The following is an 18,052-nucleotide window of genomic DNA, read 5'->3' as shown; positions in this document are numbered from 1 at the left end:
TAGCCTTGCTGACTGCTGACTGCTGACTGCTGACTGCTGACTCTGCCGCCCGGTCTGGTCGTAATATCGACAACGTGTATTCCCATGCCTGGTTAAGTGTTGACTGCGTGAAGTGCCGTGACCTTGATGTTACCGTGACACACCCGCCAGCTTACATCATAAGTATAAAGGATGACTTTGTACGTTTTATTATCATTATCAAGGTGCTGGCGATAGGCGGGGCGGGGATCCTGAGAAAGAATATTTCTGGTCAGAGATTCAAAGTCCGGGTATTGGGATTGTGCTTCTTTGAGTACCGACGCTGTACTCTCGCAAAACGTCACGTCGCGGTTTGGTATCTGCATATAAGATGCCAGCGGGTCTGAAGCGTTTTCCCGACTGTCTGCATAGTGAAGGTAAGGCTTAATGTCTACAATGGGCGTCGCATCCAAGAGATCCACGCCTGCAACGTGTAATCGCAGCTGGCCGTTGTGTCGTTCCCAGCCACAGTTTTCCACCAGCGACATGCCGATTCCATTGGGTCGGTGAGTGCTTCGTGAGGCAAAAACCCCAAGTGTGTCATTCCCACCCAGTCGCGGTGCTTTTACTGCGGGCTTCCACCCTCTGGGCAGGGTCTCGTGAAACATAAACAGCAACCAAAGATGCGAAAAACCGTCCAGGCCCTTGAAGACGGCGTCACTGGTAAATTCCGGTGTCAACGTAATGACGCCTTTCGCCCTGGCCAGAGAGGATTGTCGTGGAATGGCAAACTTTTGCCTGAATGGCGTGGTGATGTGCCCGATGGCACTGACCGTAAAATTTGTACTGTTCATCCGGAATCAAAATTTACTTATCGCGTTGTAATAATTGTCTCATATTTCTCACGTATGTTTCCTCTACAAGTTTTTTGCTTGTCCATCCCAGGCTTTTCCGTATGCCGAGATGGTTCCCTGGATTACCCCATTTCGGCCCGCTTTTTTGCGGGCTTTTTTCTTTTCTACGCTAACAGTATGTTTTTTCGTTACCGGTTGGGAGAGCGGCAGAAAAACATCGCAGAAAGACGATCTCCTGATGATTGAAATTCGTGCATGTGTCACTATATCCACTACGCCAGTGTTGTGCGTGGTCGTATGATCCTGCCTGGCAAAGTAAGCCGTCTGGCTGGTCTTGCGCTGACAAACACCAGCTTTGGTGTTCAGGCCATTGCCAATAAAATGTGAGTCAGACGTTGAGCCATAAGACCGGTTTACGGTGTGGCAGTAACCCACAACAAATAATTTTCATATCGTGCAGGCAGATAATCACACTGCAATGCATGAGAAACAGCAGTCTTGCGGGGAGATAACGGAATAATCCCTGACCCCCGCAGTCGCTATTGTTGATGATCGTATTAGGAACACTATGATCGCTGTTAAAAATCTTTCACGGTACTTTGACAAGTTCAAAGCGGTTGATGGTCTGTCCTTCGACATAAAGCCAGGGGACATTGTCGGCTTTCTAGGGCCAAATGGCGCGGGTAAGTCGACAACCATGAAAATGTTGACCGGCTTTTTACCTGCCTCTGAAGGCACTATCCATATTAATGGCACAGACATAAGTAAACACAGCAAGTCAGTGCAGAAGACCATAGGGTATTTGCCAGAAGGCGCGCCAGCTTACGGTGATATGACGGTTTATCAGTTTTTGCTTTTCATCGCGCAAATACGCGAGCTGAAAGGAAAACATAAACACGAGAGAATCGCTGACGTTGTTGCGCAGCTTGAGTTACAGGCCGTGCTTGACCGTCCCATCGATAACTTGTCGAAAGGGTTCAAGCGGCGTGTGGGTCTGGCCCAGGCTATTATTCACGATCCGAAAATCCTGATCCTCGACGAGCCAACAGATGGATTGGATCCCAATCAAAAGCATCAGGTCAGAAAGCTTATCCAGGGGCTGAGCGAAGATAAAATTGTGATTATTTCTACGCATATCCTCGAAGAGGTTGCCGCGGTGTGCAACCGGGTAATGATTATTGCCGATGGTGCACTGAAATTTGATGATACGCCACTCGCACTCCAGCAAAAATCACGCTTTTATCAGTCTGTCAGCCTGACGCTGAGTTATGCTGCGGACATATCCGGGCTGGCTGAGCTTGAGGGCGTTGATGATATGGAAGTGGATCGCAGAACCGGCCGGGTAACGCTGTTCCCTGAGCCCGGTGCGCACATTCTGCCGCAGGTCGCCGAACATATTCAGTTACGTCGCTTGCCGGTAGAAGACTTACACGTTGAACAGGGCAGGCTGGATGATGTTTTCAGAGAAATCACAGCATCAGGGGAGTCGGTGTGATGAGAAATATCTGGATAATTACCAAGCGGGAATTTAGCAGCTTTTTTGCCACACCAGTGGCCTATGTGTTTATCGCTATTTTCCTGATGCTTAGCAGCATTTTCACCTTCTTCATTGGCAATTTGTTTGAGCGCGGTCAGGCTGATTTACTGCCTTTTTTCAACTTTCATCCATGGCTTTATCTTTTTTTGGTACCGGCAATCGCCATGCGCACGTGGGCCGAAGAGCGTAAGTCCGGCAGTATCGAGCTGTTGATGACACTGCCTGTCAGTGTCGGCGAAGCGGTGATGGGCAAGTTTCTAGCCGCCTGGGGCGTTCTGGCACTAGCGCTGGCGCTGACATTTCCGCTCTGGCTGACAGTAAGCTATCTTGGCGCGCCGGACAATGGGATCATCATTGCGGCGTATATTGGCAGCTGGTTAATGGCGGGCGCGTTTCTGGCTATCAGTATGTGCATGTCTGCCATGACTAAAAATCAGGTAGTTGCCTTTATTCTTGCTATCGTCGTGTGTTTTCTGTTTGTGGTCAGCGGTTCCGGCATTGTTCTGGACGCGTTTCAGCACTGGGCCGGCAACGCCGTCATTGACACCGTTGCTTCGTTTAGTTTTCTCACACATTTTGAATCGATGGCGAAAGGGGTACTTGCACTTAATGATGTGGGTTACTTCCTTATCACGATGGGTATCTGGCTTTATGCCAGCCTGGTGATTATCGAACAGAAGAAGGCAGATTAAAGATATGAGAAAGTTGTCAGCACTTTTTAGTCTCTCGTTGTTGGTACTTCTGTTTGTCGCGCTGGTGGTACTCAACAATCAATTGTTAGGTAAATATCGCGCAGATCTTACAGAAAACGCGGTGTATTCGCTGTCAGACGGCAGTAAAGCTGTGCTCGCAGAGTTAGATGAGCCGGTAACGCTCTATTTCTTTTACTCAGATACCGCATCAAAAGGCATGACCAGCCTGAGAAACTATGCAAATCGGGTACTGAGCTTATTGGAAGAGTACGAGCAGGCGTCAAACGGCAAGGTTCGTCTGAAGGTCATTGATCCCGAGCCATTTTCCGAGGCGGAAGATCAGGCGGCGCAGTTTGGCTTAACCGGGGCATCGATAGGCAGCATAGGGGAAGCCGTGTATTTTGGGCTGGCGGGAACCAATACGCTTGACGATCAGTTCACGATAAACTTTTTTGATCCGCAAAAAGAACAGTTTCTGGAATATGACATCAGCAAGCTTATCTATCAGTTAAGCGATCCGGAACCTGTGAAGCTTACGCTAATCTCGTCACTTCCCGTGACGGGCGGTCAGAATCCAATGACCGGGCAATACAGTCAGGCAATGGTATTTTACGAGCAACTTTCACAGCTTTACGATGTGGAAATTCTCAACCCGGAAGCCGAGTCATTACCACAGGATACAGATGTCGTTATGCTGGCGCATGCCACGTCATTAAGCGAGCCACTCAGCTTTGCAATTGACCAGTTTGTAATGAATCAGGGTCGGTTGCTGGCGTTTGTCGATCCACACTTTGAATCTGACCAAATGGCGATGATGGGCGCGATGCAGGCTAACCCGTCAGATACGTCGCTACTGGCCAAATGGGGAATTTCGCTGGATGAAGGCGGCGTACTTCTTGATGAACAGTTGGGACTTGAGATCCGTGGTCAGGATGGTGGCATCGTCAGGCACCCGGGTATCTTAGGTCTTACCGCAGAAAACCTTGATCGTACTGATGTGACGACGGCAAACCTGGAGATGATCAACGGGGCCTCGTTTGGCGCACTCGTGCTTGATAAGAGCAGCGCTCTAAAGCAGGATGCGCTGATGCAAACATCTGACAACGCCATGCTGATAGATGCGCAGGAGTATGCGTTAAACCGCGAGCCTTCTTCGTTGTTCATGGGGCAGGCAGACACGCGCGAGAAATTTACTCTGGCAGCACGTTTCACCGGAGAAATGGCATCGGCATATACGCAGGCGCCGGTGGACAGCGAAGGCACCTTCAAAGCGTCAACTGCCGGAGCCAATATTGTTGTTGTGGCTGATGCTGACATGCTGGTAGATCAGTTTTGGGTGCAGCAGAGCAGCTTTTTCGGACAAACACTGTATACGCCATTTGCGAATAACGGCGACTTTATAACCAACGCGACAGAGAACCTGGCCGGCAGTGATGCCCTTATCAGTGTTCGCAGTCGCGGAACTTTTGCCCGTCCGTTCACCCGGGTTCAGGCTATTGAAATGAAAGCGGAAGCGAAATTCCGTGAACAGGAAGAGCGTTTACAAAACCAGCTAGAGCAGACCGAAGCACAGCTTGCACAGCTCCAGTCTCAGCAGGCTCAGGGGGGCGCGCTGGTGATGACAGATGAGCAGCAGTCTGCGATTGATGAGTTTGTTGAGCAACGTGTCGCGATCCGAAAAGCGCTTCGTGAGGTCCGTTACCAGTTAGAGCGTGATATTGACGCACTTGGCAACTGGCTGAAGCTACTGAATGTGGCGGCGGCACCGATTGCGCTGGTATTTCTGTTGTTTCTTATATTTTGGGTTGGAAGGCGTCGCGCGCCTGCCAGACTGAAGGAGACATCCTCATGAGCGCACGCGTACTGGTATTAACTGCGCTGGTGGCGATATCCGGTTCGGTGGCATATTGGCTTGCAACCGAGCGCGATAAAGGATCCGGTCAGGTGCAGTCGCAGGCCTGGATGAAAGGGTTCTCTGAACAGGCTTCTGCGATAAACAGTGTAACAATCAGCGATTCACAGGGTGTGATTTTCAAGGCGACGCAGCAAGATGGTGAATGGATGGCTAATCACTTAGATACCATGCAAAGTTTTCCGGCCAATCGCCAGGCGCTGGGGGAGCTGGTGAGTGCACTTCGCAAAGCCGCAGTGCTGGAGCCAAAAACCTCTGACCCGGATAATTACGCCCGCCTTGGGCTTGAAGCCCCAGAGATGCAGGACGCGCAAAGTGTGTTACTGGAGTTAGCTACGGGCAAGCAGACGTGGTCCTTGATTGTGGGAAATCCAGCCAGCAGCGGGCTTGGTCAGTATGTTCGGGAGCAGGGGCGCGCGGTCAGTTATCTGATTGATACTACGTTGTCTCTGCCGCGTTCACCCACTGACTGGCTGGAGAATGAAGTTCTGCCATTCTCAGTGCAGGATATCGATAAAGTGGTGCTGGCGTTTAATCGTCAGCCTGAAATGACGCTGAGCCGCAGTGAAGGGGATGTTGCTGAACCCTGGGTATGGGAGCAACAGCCGCGCGACAGCCGGTTAGCGTTTCCCGGCGTTATTGCCCAGACTATCGGCCAGATGACACCATTGCAATTTACTTCTGTGGCGCCATACGTGCAGCATCAGTGGGAGCAGCAAGTGTTAATAGGCGACATCGTTTACACACTGAGTGATGGCAGCGACGTTTTCGCCTATTTGACGCAGGCAGACGAAGACGGGCTTCACAAAATTTGGTTTAGTACACCTGATAGCCCCCACTGGGTGAGTGATTGGGTATTTGCGCTAAATGAATACCAGGCGTCGATGTTTCAGATCAGCGGTGAACAGCTTTTGCAGTCTGAAGAGTAATCCCATTATTGTCAGATAACGCAGGTGTGTGGCAAGGACAAGTGAGCAGCCACCTGCTTCTCCACGAAAGTTGGTGAGTGCTTGTGCATTTTCACGCAGTCACCCCCCCAATGAGGGAAAAGCGGTTTTCGTGCTGACTGACGTCAGATGCACGTCCGTATGTGCACACGAAAACGAATACTGTGGGTCAGGTTACTTGTTTCGCGCGTGCTTACAGGCAGCCAGTAAAGACTGGAAGTGCGCTTCGCCTTTTTCTATTGTAGTGTGAAAATTATCGCGATAAATCGTTTCCGGATCACCAAAGTCAGCCAGTACTCTTTCAATATCATCTTCACGGAGCAGATGAAGCACCGGGTACGGTGAACGATTCGTGAAATGAGTGGGCGAGTATGGCGACTCGCCCTCGAATACGTAGTCGGGATGAAAACTGGCGAGCTGATACACACCGCGATAACCCCAGTCATCAATCAACCGCTCAGCCATCGACAGAACATCTAAAAAGCCGTCGAAATTTTCGACATCATCATTATCCAGAATCAGCAGAGTCGTCGCAATATCGCTGTCATCGTCCAACAGCTGGCATTCCTGGAACAGCGATTCGAGCAACTCTCCGGCGTCACCGGTAGCCACACAATAGCGAATTTTTTCGGGATGCCTGACAAACCGGGCAAAAGGGCAGAAATTATGGGCGATAACTACGTCATCCACCCATTGTCTGGTCGCTGCTATCTGTTGCAAGGCGTTCACGAATGGAATTTTACGTAAGCTTCTAAGGTGTTTTCAATCAGACTGGCAACAGTCATCGGGCCGACACCTCCCGGTACCGGGGTGATCCAACCAGCACGCTGTTTGGCTTTTTCAAATTCCACATCACCTACCAGACTGCCGTCCGCCACGCGGTTAATACCGACATCAATTACAATGGCACCCGGCTTGATCCAGTCGCCAGGAATAAAGTTTGGCTTACCCACCGCGACCACTAACAGATCAGCGCGGGTAACGTGAGCGCGCAGGTCCTTGGTGAATTTGTGGCACGTAGTGACAGTACAACCGGCCAGTAACAATTCCAGCCCCATAGGCCGACCCACGATGTTTGACGCGCCAACAATCACCGCATCCAGTCCTTTTACCGGGCGCTTTGTGGCTTCAATCATCGTCATAATGCCTTTCGGCGTGCACGGCCGGAGTGCGGGAATACGTTGTGCTAGTCGACCAATATTGTACGGGTGAAATCCATCGACGTCCTTATGGGGGTGGATCCGTTCAAGGACTTTTTCTGCGTTCAGACCGGCAGGAAGGGGCAGTTGTACCAGAATGCCGTCGATACTGGTATCGTCGTTTAGCGTGTCGACCAGAGAGAGAAGCTCCTCTTCGGAGGTGTCTGCTGGCAAGTCATACGATTTGGAAACGAATCCCACTTCCTCACAGGCCTTTCTTTTGTTTGATACATATACCTGTGATGCAGCATCGCTGCCAACTAAAACAACAGCCAGACCGGGTTGTCTTTTCTTGGCATCGTTAAGCGAAGAGACATAGGAGGCGACGTCCTGACGAACTTGTTTGGCAATCTTTTTACCATCAATCAAATGGGCTGTCATAGTATTGAAAAATCCACGGTCTTATAAACGGCGCTATATTGTTTCATAAAAGCCGTTCTTGCTACCAGCGTAAAGTGATATCTGGAGCGTGGTTTTTATCCACATTTTTGAGTTTTAGCCTTCACTGAGATAAAAATGATGGATTTATGTTTACGATAACATCACTGCTAAGTCTCGCGCGGTTGCCAGTGCAGTCAGTTGCTAGGGGCATAAAGAAAAGTCACGCTGAATGCTGCAATAATGTTCATTTTGAACAAAAAAACACAGTTTTGGGCGCTTTGTGAGCGGTTGTGCATTTTGTCGAAAAAAGTGTTTGACGAGGTAAGGGGTAGTCGGTAATATGCGCCCCCCGTAGCGGTAGTGAAGTTCACAGCCGCTACACAGTCGGTGAGTGGCGCAGCTTGGTAGCGCACTTGGTTTGGGTCCAAGGGGTCGCAGGTTCAAATCCTGTCTCACCGACCACTTTTGCAAGCGATGATTCGTCGGGCGCCCGTAGCTCAGCTGGATAGAGCAACGGCCTTCTAAGCCGTGGGTCGCAGGTTCGAATCCTGCCGGGCGCGCCATTGGCGGTCAGGTGGGCAATCAACCTGACTTAATGGAAAGGATCGTCAACGTAAAAAACAGATGGTATACTTTACCGGAAGTTAATTACGACTTGCAGCACCTCTATGGTGGGCGTAGCTCAGTTGGTAGAGCCCCGGATTGTGATTCCGGTTGTCGTGGGTTCAAATCCCATCGTCCACCCCACTTTTTCGCGGAAGTGGTGGAATTGGTAGACACGCTGGATTTAGGTTCCAGTGCTTCACGGCGTGAGAGTTCAAGTCTCTCCTTCCGCACCATATACAATGTATTTCCCTATCGTTCGGTGAGTGGCGCAGCTTGGTAGCGCACTTGGTTTGGGTCCAAGGGGTCGCAGGTTCAAATCCTGTCTCACCGACCACTTTTCTGTAAAGAATTCCTATTGCACATTCGAAGACAGCCATGAGCCCCTGGCAATGACGTCGTGAGCCGCAGGTTTACTTTACACCGGTAGCCTTCAGGAAACTGCATTGCAGCGAAATACTGGCCCGCAGGGTGAAAAGCTGAAAGCCCGCAGTTAATTTTTGACTCATCAACCCACTTTCTACACGTACCTCTAGAACATAATTCATGCCTGCTGGCATGATATCAATGCGTAAATTCCTGTCACATCCTGCAAAATCAGCAGGGTTTCACTATCAGGCTGTTGCTGCGAGAGTCGTGTTGAAATATATGTCTGGCGACCGACCGGGGCCTGGCTGGTTCAACGGCGGTGTCGCTTTATCTGATTTACTGCCGCCATCGCTTGAAACGTCCTTTTTGTCAGAATTTGAGAGGGGTGATACTATTTTAGCCCTTAAATGTTCATAAAAACACCGGTAAAGCCGCAAAGGTGCGCTTTAGCCCTCGACTCTGCAATTTGCTGGCTGTATACTACCGCGTCTTTTTTTAACCAATGCGTTATGCCGTTGGCGCTTCCGGTGCCAAAACAGTGGTTAAACCAACGGTTGTAAACGTAAGATATCGACCTCTACCCCGGTGTGATATGCCGTATTGGCAGGCGGGAGAGGGGAATGCGAACAAAGCGTCTGTAAAGGCGCAAAGTTGAGGTAATACAATGCAAGTTTCAGTCGAGACGACCCAGGGTTTAGAACGCCGTCTTACTATCACCGTTCCAGCTGACTCGGTAGATTCAGCCGTTAAATCTCGCCTACAACAACTGGCGAAAACACAGCGTATCAACGGTTTCCGTCCTGGCAAGGTGCCGGTAAGCGTGATCAAAAAGCGTTACGGTCAGGCTGTACGCCAGGAGATTGCAGGCGATGTAATGCAGCAAAACTTCTATCAGGCAGTTGTACAAGAAAAACTGCAGCCTGCAGGTATGCCTAAATTTGAACTGACTAAAGACGAAGACGGTCAGGATTTCGAGTTCGTAGCGTCCTTTGAAGTATATCCTGAAGTGGAAGTGAAAGGGGTAAGCGACCTGGAGATCGAAAAGCCAGTTGTTGAAATTAAAGACGAAGATCTTGATTCAATGATGGAAACCCTCCAGAAGCAGCACGCAACCTGGAAAGAAGTGAAGCGTAAAGCGAAGAAAGATGACCGCGTTGTTATCGATTTCGTAGGCTCTATCGACGGTGAAGAGTTTGAAGGCGGTAAAGCGGAAGACTTTACGCTTGAGCTTGGCAAAGGCCGTATGATTGACGGTTTTGAAAAGCCGATCGTCGGTGCGAAAGCTGGCGAAGAAGTGACTGTTGAAGTCACCTTCCCTGAAGACTACCACGCAGAAGCCCTGAAAGGGAAAGATGCAGTATTCCAGGTAACAGTGAAAAAAGTGGAAGGTCAGCAACTGCCTAAAGTTGATGATGAATTCGCAAAGCTGTTTGGTGTGGAAGAGGGCGGCGTAGACGCGCTGAAAGCTGAAGTTCGTAAGAACATGCAGCGTGAGCTTGACCAGACCCTGAAGACACAGGTCAAAGAAGATGTGATTGCCAAGCTGGTTGAAGCCAATGAGGTAGATATCCCTCAGGCACTGATCGACCAGGAAGTGAATGCACTGCGTGAGCAAGCGAAACAACGCTTCAGCCAGCAGGGCGGTGGTCAGAATATGCCGGAACTGCCTGCAGAGCTTTTCACTGACAATGCAAAACGTCGTGTTTCTATCGGTCTGCTGCTGGGTGAAATCATCAAGCAAAACGAGCTGAAAGCTGACGATGCGAAAGTGAATGAGATGATCGAGACGCAGGCGTCTGCGTACGAAGATCCGCAAGAAGTGATAGAGTACTACAAAAATAACCAGGAACTGATGCAGCAAATGCAGAATGTTGCCCTGGAAGAGCAAGCAATTGAGTGGGTTCTTGACCAGGCTAAGGTTAAAGAAGTCAACAAAGGTTTTGACGAGGTAATGAACAAACAGGCGTAATTTTTTACTGTCTGATTGACTTCACCTGTCAGCAACTGCTTAAATGCTCGGAGCCTTCCGAGCATTTTTGTTTTTAACGCTAAGAATTCAAGGTAGCTATGACTAATACCCCGTTTGATCCGATGAATGCACTTGTTCCCATGGTTGTTGAGCAAACTTCCAAAGGTGAGCGTTCTTATGACATCTACTCACGTCTTTTAAAAGAGAACGTGATCTTTCTGGTTGGACAGGTGGAAGACCACATGGCTAACCTTATTGTTGCCCAAATGCTGTTTCTGGAAGCGGAAAACCCTGAAAAGGACATCTTCCTTTACATCAATTCGCCTGGCGGTTCAGTAACAGCTGGCATGGCGATTTATGACACCATGAACTTCATTAAGCCCGACGTCAGCACTGTGTGTGTTGGGCAAGCTGCCAGCATGGGCGCATTTCTGTTGTCTGGCGGCGCGAAAGGTAAGCGCTACTGCCTGCCTAACTCGCGCGTGATGATTCACCAGCCATTAGGTGGTTTCCAGGGACAGGCGTCTGATTTTGAAATTCATGCCAAAGAAATCCTGTCTATTAAAGAGAAGCTGAACCGACTGATGGCGCAGCATACCGGTCAGGATTACGAGACCGTTGCACGGGATACCGACCGTGATAACTTCTTATCTGCGACTGAAGCGAAAGAATACGGCATTATTGATCAGGTTCTGACAAATCGATCTGACGCAGCCACTACGAAGTAGTATAGTAATAGTATCCTGAACGTGTGCTTGCACACTTCTCGTTTTTCAGTTCAGGCAAGGCAGAGGCAAACGTAATGAGTGATAAACAGAACGGTGACGGTGATAACAAATTACTGTACTGCTCGTTTTGTGGCAAAAGCCAACACGAAGTAAGAAAGCTAATTGCAGGTCCATCGGTATTCATTTGTGATGAGTGCGTTGAGCTGTGTAATGACATCATTCGTGAAGAGATTAAAGAAATTGCGCCTAAGCAAAAGCAGGACGCACTTCCTAAACCTCACGAAATTCACGGGCATCTGAACGATTATGTTATCGGCCAGGAGCACGCGAAGAAAGTATTGTCGGTAGCGGTATATAACCACTACAAGCGTCTTCGTAACGGCGACGTCCACGATGGTGTTGAGTTAGGTAAAAGTAACATCCTGCTTATCGGCCCAACCGGAAGCGGTAAAACATTGTTGGCAGAGACGCTGGCGCGCTTGCTTGACGTTCCGTTTACCATGGCCGATGCAACCACACTGACCGAAGCGGGTTACGTGGGGGAAGATGTTGAAAATATTATCCAGAAGCTGTTGCAGAAATGCGATTACGATGTCGAGAAGGCCCAGCGTGGTATTGTCTACATCGATGAAATTGATAAGATTTCGCGTAAGTCTGACAACCCGTCAATCACCCGTGATGTTTCTGGCGAAGGTGTGCAACAGGCACTGCTGAAACTTATTGAAGGTACGGTAGCATCGGTACCGCCGCAAGGTGGCCGTAAGCATCCTCAGCAGGAGTTTTTGCAGGTAGATACGTCTAAGATCCTGTTCATCTGCGGCGGTGCGTTCGCGGGCCTCGATAAGGTGATCCAGCAACGTGCGCAAACTGGCTCAGGAATCGGCTTTGGTGCGAAAGTTAAATCCAAAGAAGACGATAAAAAGGTCAGTGAACTGTTTAAGCAGGTTGAGCCAGAAGATTTGGTCAAGTACGGCCTTATCCCAGAGTTTATTGGTCGACTTCCTGTTGTTACCAGCTTAGAAGAGCTGAGTGAAGAGGCGTTGATTCAGATTCTGCGTGAGCCGAAAAATGCAATCACCAAACAGTATGGCGCCTTGTTTGCGCTGGAAGATACTGAATTGGAATTCCGCGAAGACGCGCTGTATGCCATTGCCAAAAAAGCGATGCATCGCAAGACAGGAGCACGTGGATTACGCTCTATCGTAGAAGCCGTACTGCTGGACACGATGTACGATTTACCTTCCATGGACAATGTCAGTAAAGTGGTAATCGACGAAACCGTTATTCGAGGCGAGTCTAAACCGATACTGATATACGACAATGCGGACAAAAAAGCCGCATCCGAATAGAAAAAGGCCCGCGGGCCTTTTTTTGTGCCTGCGATATAATCATTGTGGTACTCAAATCACTACTCAGTAGTGAAGATGGTTTGATGTTCTTGCGGAAATAGGCAGAAGCGTAATACCTTCAGAAAGACATGAATCTGATAACATACTTGTTATTCTCATAGGTGATTGTAAGGCGGGACGCCCGCCTAAGCGCGGCTGTACTTCTAGCGAACAATGCAGAAAGGCAAAGCGTGCATCAGGAAGAACGACAAGTGCCTCATATCGAACTGATGTATACGTAATTGATACGCATTTATGCGTTAACAGCCGGGCATTTCCATTTATGCATTTTGCCGGAATAAGAAAATGTTGCCATTCATCTTAAAATCGATAATGGTGAAAGAAAGGAATGCGGCATCACGGAAAAGCCCTCTCAATCAAAAAGCGGATTGAACTTTGTTATCGCATCCCCATATAAATCGACATTGCTAAAAGAGATAGAGAGCACGTATGACAGACGAGCGCGATAATCGCATTGAAATTCCCGTACTCGCGTTACGGGACGTGGTAGTGTACCCGCACATGGTCATACCTTTGTTTGTAGGACGAGAAAAATCCATCCGTTGCCTGGAAGCGGCGATGGAAAACGACAAACAAATATTCCTGGTTGCGCAAAAGGATGCCGGCGTGGACGAGCCGGAGTCAGATGATATTTACAGCGTCGGAACCATAGCGACCATTCTGCAACTTTTGAAGTTACCTGACGGCACCGTAAAAGTGCTGGTCGAGGGGAATGTTCGTGGTGAAATCGGCAATTATACCCAATCCGAGCCCTTTTTTACTGCGACGGTTGGCCGTGTAGAAGATGAAACACTCTCAGAAAGTGAACAGGAAGTTCTTATCCGCTCTGCGGTTTCTCAGTTTGAGGGATATGTAAAGCTGAATAAGAAGATCCCGCCTGAAGTCCTTACCTCACTTAATGGTATTGAGGATGCCGCGCGTCTTGCTGACACCATGGCAGCTCATATGCCACTAAAACTCACTGAGAAACAAAAAGTGCTGGAGATGAAAGGCGTTAACGAGCGTCTTGAATACCTGATGGCACTGATGGAAGGTGAAATCGATCTGTTGCAGGTAGAGAAAAAAATTCGTACCCGCGTGAAGAAGCAGATGGAGAAAAGCCAGCGTGAGTATTACCTGAACGAACAGATGAAAGCTATCCAGAAAGAACTGGGTGAGCTTGATGATGCGCCAGATGAATTTGAGGCGCTGAGTAAAAAAATTGAAGACGCCAAAATGCCAAAAGAGGCTGAGGACAAAGCGAAAGCCGAACTGCAGAAGCTGAAAATGATGTCGCCGATGTCGGCAGAGGCAACCGTGGTTCGTAGTTACATCGAATGGCTGACAAATGTGCCTTGGAACAAGCGTAGCCCGGTGAAGAAAGATTTATCCCGCGCTGAGCAGGTGCTGGATGCCGATCACTACGGACTGGAAAAAGTTAAAGAGCGCATTGTCGAATACCTGGCAGTTCAGCAGCGTGTGAAAAAACTGAAAGGGCCAATTCTTTGTCTGGTAGGTCCGCCAGGGGTAGGTAAGACATCACTGGGGCAATCCATCGCCAAAGCGACCGGGCGTAAATATGTACGTATGGCGCTGGGTGGTGTGCGTGATGAAGCAGAAATCCGTGGTCACAGAAGAACGTATATTGGCTCGCTGCCTGGCAAACTGATTCAGAAAATGGCTAAGGTAGGGGTGAAAAACCCGCTGTTCCTGCTAGATGAAATCGATAAGATGTCAGCGGATATGCGCGGCGACCCCTCATCGGCGCTGTTAGAGGTGCTTGACCCTGAGCAAAATAACAGCTTCAGCGATCATTACCTGGAAATCGATTACGATTTATCAGATGTTATGTTCGTGGCAACCTCAAACAGCATGAATATTCCCGGCCCGCTGCTTGACCGTATGGAAGTAATTCGTCTGTCTGGTTACACCGAAGATGAAAAACTTAATATTGCTACGCGCCACCTGATTAGTAAGCAGATGGAGCGTAACGGACTTAAGAAAAAAGAGCTGGATATTACAGAGTCTGCGATTATCGGCATCATTCGCTATTACACCCGCGAAGCCGGTGTTCGTAACCTTGAGCGCGAGATTTCAAAAATTTGCCGCAAAGCGGTTAAAGATATCTTGCTGAGCAAGAGTAAAGACACGGTGGTAGTGAATCAGGATAACCTGAAAGACTTCCTCGGTGTGCAGCGTTTCGACTATGGTAAAGCCGATAAAGACAACCAGATCGGTCAGGTGACCGGGCTGGCCTGGACGCAGGTAGGCGGCGATTTACTTACCATCGAAACCACAGCAGTTCCGGGTAAAGGCAAAATGACCTCTACCGGCTCGCTGGGCGACGTTATGCAGGAGTCTATTAAGGCGGCGATGACAGTGGTCAGAAGCCGCGCAGATAAACTGCGAATCAACAGTGATTTCTATGAAAAGCGTGACATCCACGTTCACGTTCCGGAAGGTGCTACACCGAAGGATGGCCCGAGTGCAGGTATTGCAATGTGCACGGCACTGGTATCGTCACTTACTGGTAATCCTGTGAAGTGCGAAGTGGCGATGACCGGAGAGATAACACTGCGTGGAGAGGTTCTGGCTATCGGTGGACTTAAAGAAAAGCTTTTGGCCGCACACCGTGGTGGTATTAAAACGGTAGTGATCCCTAAAGAGAATGAACGCGACTTGGAAGAAATTCCGGATAACGTGAAAAAAGATTTGGATATTCACCCGGTGAAATGGATTGACGAAGTACTGGATATTGCGTTGCAAGAGCCAGTTGAATCATTCCAGGTAGTGGACGCAAAATAACCAATTGACGCGCTGCAGTACCTGATTTACAAGGGCTGCAGCGAATTTTTTTAAAAAATAGTACAAAAAATAACCATAAAATCAACGAAACGCCGATTTTTTTAAAAATAGGGCTTTCAAGTCTCAGAAGTTGTGTTACCTTTACTGAGTACTCGCTTGAAGCCTTGTCACTAAAGGGATTGCGGCGATTCATTAAAAGTTAATTATTTGTAACATGTTGCTTGATGTTAATAATCAAGCTTGTTATAACGTCCTTGCAAACAAGTGTATTGGACAACCATATAATAACAATCGAAGGGGATCATAATTGTGAACAAGTCTCAACTTATCGACCAAATCGCTGCTGGTGCAGACATTTCTAAAGCAGCTGCTGGCCGCGCTCTTGACGCATTCACTGACTCAGTAACAGCAGCACTTAAAGACGGCGATCAGGTTGCACTGGTTGGTTTCGGTACTTTCTCAGTTCGTGAGCGTTCAGCTCGCAGTGGCCGTAACCCACAGACTGGTGAGACTATTCAGATTTCTGCAGCGAAAGTGCCTTCTTTCAAAGCAGGTAAAGCTCTGAAAGACGCTTGTAACTAAGCACAAGAAACAAAACGAAAAGGCGATGGCATGTCCATCGCCTTTTTTATTTGTGCAAATAAATTGAGAGTACTAAAAGGGCCGCTATTACGCGTAAAAGTTTCGCGTTTCGGTCGGGTATTACGCTATAATCACCGCTTATTTTGCCCGCCTCCATACCAGTGGTACGTTAGCTAACGTCGGGGGCAATTGTTGTAAGCAACGGAGTTGAAATTTAATCATGCTAGAAAGAATCAGAGAAGGTTCTCAAGGCCCTTGGGCGATGATCGTAATCGGTCTAATCGTTCTGAGTTTCGTATTTGCCGGTGTAGGCGGCTATCTGACATCGTCAGGTACAAATGCAGCTGCGACTGTGAACGGCGAAGAGATAAGTGCTCAGGAACTTGAGCGCGCTTACCAGCAGCAACGCCAGCGTATGGAGTCACAATACGGTGAAGGTATTGCATCCTTATTCTCGAGTGAAAGCTACCTGCAGGACTTTCGCCGTAATGTTTTAGATCGGCTCATCGCAGAAAAACTCATCCAACAAAAAGCGGCTGAGATGGGTCTTCGCGTCAGTGATAAACAAATTCGCGAAGCCGTCGCGGCGATGCCTGAGTTTCAGTTTGACGGTAAGTTTGATAACGAACGTTTCAAAGCGATTCTGGGTCAGAATGGCTACCAGGTAGCTGACTTTTTGAGCGTGATGCGCACACAGATGACGCAATCACAACTGGCAGCGGCGCTGAACAGTTCAGAGTTCGCGTTGCCGGGAGAAGTGGCGCGCGCGTACGAATTACAACAGCAGACTCGTGATGCGAAAACGGTACTGGTCAATGCGGAAGCTTTTGCCTCGGATATTTCAGTTTCGGAAGAAGAGATTCAGGCCTACTACGATGAAAACATCACGGCGTTCGATACAGATGAGCGTGTGAATATTGCGTATATTCTGCTAAACGCTGAAGATCTGAAGTCGAATGTAGAAGTCACCAGTGAAGAAGTGCAAACCTACTACGACAACAATATGGGCGCCTACAGAACGGATGAAGAACGCCGCGTGTCGCACATATTGATTGAAGCCGGTGATGATGCAGATGCCGCTCGTCAAGAGGCTGAAGACGTGCTTGAAAAAGTGAACAGCGGTGAAGATTTTGCTGAACTTGCTGAAACCTATTCGGATGATACTTTTTCTGCTGAAAACGGCGGCGATCTGGATTTCATTTCACCGGATATGATGGACCCGGCATTTGACGAGGCTGCATTTGCACTTGAGAACGTAGGTGATGTGACGGGTGTGGTTGAGACAGAATTCGGTTTTCATATCATCAAGCTTACTGAAGTCAAAGAAGAGCAGGTAACACCGCTGGCCGAAGTTGAGTCAGAAATCCGCGACAGATTAGCACAAGACAAAGCGATGGAGCGTTTCTATGAGCTGCAAACATCAATGGCAGAAGTGGCATTTGAGCGTCCGGATTCATTGGACGATGTTGCGGCAGCAGTGAATGGTACTATTCAGGAAACGGGGTTCTATTCCCGCAATACTGCGCCGGTTCCACTGGACTCTGCGAACGCCATCGATGTTGCGTTTTCTGCTGAACTGATTGAAGATCGCGTCAACAGTGATATTGTTGAATTAAATGAAAACTCGGTTGCGGTCATGCGAGTGCGTGAACATCAGCCGCAGCGCACGCAAGCACTGGAAGAAGTCAGGGAAGGGATCGTTGCCACGCTACAAGCTGAAAAAGCCCAGCAGCGTGCAGAAAACTGGGCGCAGGAAGTTGTGGCGGCAGTGAACGAAGGTGACGATGTGACGTCAATGCTTCAGGAGTACGATTTAGCGTGGGAAAGCCATGACGGCGTTACCCGAAATGGTGGTCAACTACCGCGAGGCATGGTTGATGCGCTATTCCGCTTGTCCCCGGAAGCAGGTAGCAATACTGAAGTGACGACGCTGGCTTCTGGCGATGTTGGAATTGTTCAATTACTCGCGGTGAACAGTGGCGAGGCGCTTGCTGACGAGCAGCGTACACAGTTGCAACAACAACTTGCGCAGGTGTACAGTCAGGGCCTGTATCAGACTTACATTGAAGCACTTCGCGAGCAGGCGGAAATTACCATTAATCCGAACCTGTAATTTCAGTAGAAAAAA

At 48.9% G+C, this 18,052-nt stretch carries 14 protein-coding genes and 5 tRNA genes; 16 read left to right on the top strand and 3 right to left on the bottom strand.

What is annotated here, in order from left to right:
* Positions 1 to 92: 92 nt before the first annotated feature.
* Complete coding sequence (tsaA, locus tag ACLBLI_RS13050) at positions 93 to 812, bottom strand: tRNA (N6-threonylcarbamoyladenosine(37)-N6)-methyltransferase TrmO (RefSeq protein ID WP_414828029.1); 720 nt, start codon at positions 810 to 812, stop codon at positions 93 to 95.
* Between the two features lie 255 nt (positions 813 to 1,067).
* Here tsaA and ACLBLI_RS13045 point away from each other — a divergent pair, with 255 nt between their 5' ends.
* The 5 genes from ACLBLI_RS13045 to ACLBLI_RS13025 all read left to right on the top strand — a co-directional run bounded on the left by ACLBLI_RS13045 (position 1,068) and on the right by ACLBLI_RS13025 (position 5,882).
* Positions 1,068 to 1,199 (top strand): hypothetical protein, encoded by a 132-nt coding sequence (locus ACLBLI_RS13045; protein ID WP_414828028.1) that lies wholly within the window; start codon positions 1,068 to 1,070, stop codon positions 1,197 to 1,199.
* A gap of 181 nt (positions 1,200 to 1,380) precedes the next feature.
* Positions 1,381 to 2,307: an ABC transporter ATP-binding protein gene (locus tag ACLBLI_RS13040; protein WP_414828027.1), complete on the top strand. Its 927-nt coding sequence runs from the start codon at positions 1,381 to 1,383 to the stop codon at positions 2,305 to 2,307.
* Positions 2,307 to 3,041 carry an ABC transporter permease subunit gene (locus ACLBLI_RS13035; RefSeq protein WP_414830963.1) on the top strand — a complete coding sequence of 245 codons (735 nt, stop codon included), beginning with the start codon at positions 2,307 to 2,309 and terminating at the stop codon, positions 3,039 to 3,041. Before ACLBLI_RS13040 ends, ACLBLI_RS13035 begins: the two co-directional genes overlap by 1 nt.
* A 4-nt stretch (positions 3,042 to 3,045) precedes the next feature.
* Positions 3,046 to 4,893: a GldG family protein gene (locus ACLBLI_RS13030; protein ID WP_414828026.1), complete on the top strand. Its 1,848-nt coding sequence runs from the start codon at positions 3,046 to 3,048 to the stop codon at positions 4,891 to 4,893.
* Entirely contained in the window at positions 4,890 to 5,882 is a 993-nt protein-coding gene (locus tag ACLBLI_RS13025) for a DUF4340 domain-containing protein (protein ID WP_414828025.1), read from the top strand. The genes ACLBLI_RS13030 and ACLBLI_RS13025 overlap by 4 nt, the downstream gene beginning before the upstream one ends.
* 192 nt (positions 5,883 to 6,074) lie before the next feature.
* Here the strand turns inward: ACLBLI_RS13025 and ACLBLI_RS13020 are convergent, their stop codons facing one another.
* Complete coding sequence (locus tag ACLBLI_RS13020; protein ID WP_414828024.1) at positions 6,075 to 6,629, bottom strand: DUF1415 domain-containing protein; 555 nt, start codon at positions 6,627 to 6,629, stop codon at positions 6,075 to 6,077.
* Positions 6,626 to 7,480 carry a bifunctional methylenetetrahydrofolate dehydrogenase/methenyltetrahydrofolate cyclohydrolase FolD gene (gene folD / locus ACLBLI_RS13015; protein ID WP_414828023.1) on the bottom strand — a complete coding sequence of 285 codons (855 nt, stop codon included), beginning with the start codon at positions 7,478 to 7,480 and terminating at the stop codon, positions 6,626 to 6,628. The genes ACLBLI_RS13020 and folD overlap by 4 nt, the downstream gene beginning before the upstream one ends.
* Before the next feature lie 385 nt (positions 7,481 to 7,865).
* On the opposite strand from folD, the gene ACLBLI_RS13010 reads away from it, so the two are divergent.
* The 11 genes from ACLBLI_RS13010 (at position 7,866) to ACLBLI_RS12960 (ending at position 18,037) form a co-directional block, all read left to right on the top strand.
* Positions 7,866 to 7,942, top strand: a tRNA-Pro gene (locus ACLBLI_RS13010).
* Between the two features lie 24 nt (positions 7,943 to 7,966).
* Positions 7,967 to 8,043, top strand: a tRNA-Arg gene (locus ACLBLI_RS13005).
* A 108-nt stretch (positions 8,044 to 8,151) separates the two neighbouring features.
* Positions 8,152 to 8,227: transfer RNA gene (locus tag ACLBLI_RS13000), tRNA-His, on the top strand.
* 7 nt (positions 8,228 to 8,234) lie between these two features.
* A tRNA-Leu gene (locus ACLBLI_RS12995) sits at positions 8,235 to 8,319 on the top strand.
* A 24-nt stretch (positions 8,320 to 8,343) separates the two neighbouring features.
* Positions 8,344 to 8,420: transfer RNA gene (locus tag ACLBLI_RS12990), tRNA-Pro, on the top strand.
* Positions 8,421 to 9,116: 696 nt separating this feature from the next.
* Positions 9,117 to 10,421: a trigger factor gene (gene tig / locus ACLBLI_RS12985; RefSeq protein WP_414828022.1), complete on the top strand. Its 1,305-nt coding sequence runs from the start codon at positions 9,117 to 9,119 to the stop codon at positions 10,419 to 10,421.
* Between the two features lie 98 nt (positions 10,422 to 10,519).
* On the top strand, positions 10,520 to 11,149 hold the full coding sequence (gene clpP / locus ACLBLI_RS12980) for an ATP-dependent Clp endopeptidase proteolytic subunit ClpP (protein ID WP_218311904.1): 630 nt from the start codon (positions 10,520 to 10,522) through the stop codon (positions 11,147 to 11,149).
* Positions 11,150 to 11,223: 74 nt separating this feature from the next.
* Positions 11,224 to 12,498, top strand: coding sequence for an ATP-dependent protease ATP-binding subunit ClpX (clpX, locus tag ACLBLI_RS12975; RefSeq protein ID WP_218311903.1), 1,275 nt, complete (start codon positions 11,224 to 11,226; stop codon positions 12,496 to 12,498).
* A gap of 489 nt (positions 12,499 to 12,987) precedes the next feature.
* Complete coding sequence (lon, locus tag ACLBLI_RS12970) at positions 12,988 to 15,342, top strand: endopeptidase La (protein WP_414828021.1); 2,355 nt, start codon at positions 12,988 to 12,990, stop codon at positions 15,340 to 15,342.
* A 309-nt stretch (positions 15,343 to 15,651) separates the two neighbouring features.
* Positions 15,652 to 15,924: a nucleoid-associated protein HU-beta gene (gene hupB, locus ACLBLI_RS12965; RefSeq protein ID WP_012518978.1), complete on the top strand. Its 273-nt coding sequence runs from the start codon at positions 15,652 to 15,654 to the stop codon at positions 15,922 to 15,924.
* A 220-nt stretch (positions 15,925 to 16,144) separates the two neighbouring features.
* On the top strand, positions 16,145 to 18,037 hold the full coding sequence (locus ACLBLI_RS12960; protein WP_414828020.1) for a SurA N-terminal domain-containing protein: 1,893 nt from the start codon (positions 16,145 to 16,147) through the stop codon (positions 18,035 to 18,037).
* Positions 18,038 to 18,052 lie beyond the last annotated feature (15 nt).

The sequence above is a fragment of the Alteromonas sp. H39 genome, from assembly GCF_047556435.1.
Taxonomy (GTDB): Bacteria; Pseudomonadota; Gammaproteobacteria; order Enterobacterales; family Alteromonadaceae; genus Alteromonas.
The sequence above is the reverse complement of the archived record's forward strand: the minus strand, read 5'-3'. Positions and strand labels throughout refer to the sequence as shown.

Coding starts and splice junctions, on each gene's coding strand:
- ACLBLI_RS13040 (WP_414828027.1), top strand. CDS start 1,381: ATGATCGCTGTTAAAAATCTTTCACGGTACTTTGACAAGTTCAAAGCG.
- clpX (WP_218311903.1), top strand. CDS start 11,224: ATGAGTGATAAACAGAACGGTGACGGTGATAACAAATTACTGTACTGC.
- ACLBLI_RS13045 (WP_414828028.1), top strand. CDS start 1,068: ATGTGTCACTATATCCACTACGCCAGTGTTGTGCGTGGTCGTATGATC.
- ACLBLI_RS13025 (WP_414828025.1), top strand. CDS start 4,890: ATGAGCGCACGCGTACTGGTATTAACTGCGCTGGTGGCGATATCCGGT.
- clpP (WP_218311904.1), top strand. CDS start 10,520: ATGACTAATACCCCGTTTGATCCGATGAATGCACTTGTTCCCATGGTT.
- tsaA (WP_414828029.1), bottom strand. CDS start 812: ATGAACAGTACAAATTTTACGGTCAGTGCCATCGGGCACATCACCACG.
- lon (WP_414828021.1), top strand. CDS start 12,988: ATGACAGACGAGCGCGATAATCGCATTGAAATTCCCGTACTCGCGTTA.
- ACLBLI_RS13030 (WP_414828026.1), top strand. CDS start 3,046: ATGAGAAAGTTGTCAGCACTTTTTAGTCTCTCGTTGTTGGTACTTCTG.
- ACLBLI_RS13035 (WP_414830963.1), top strand. CDS start 2,307: ATGAGAAATATCTGGATAATTACCAAGCGGGAATTTAGCAGCTTTTTT.
- folD (WP_414828023.1), bottom strand. CDS start 7,480: ATGACAGCCCATTTGATTGATGGTAAAAAGATTGCCAAACAAGTTCGT.
- ACLBLI_RS12960 (WP_414828020.1), top strand. CDS start 16,145: ATGCTAGAAAGAATCAGAGAAGGTTCTCAAGGCCCTTGGGCGATGATC.
- tig (WP_414828022.1), top strand. CDS start 9,117: ATGCAAGTTTCAGTCGAGACGACCCAGGGTTTAGAACGCCGTCTTACT.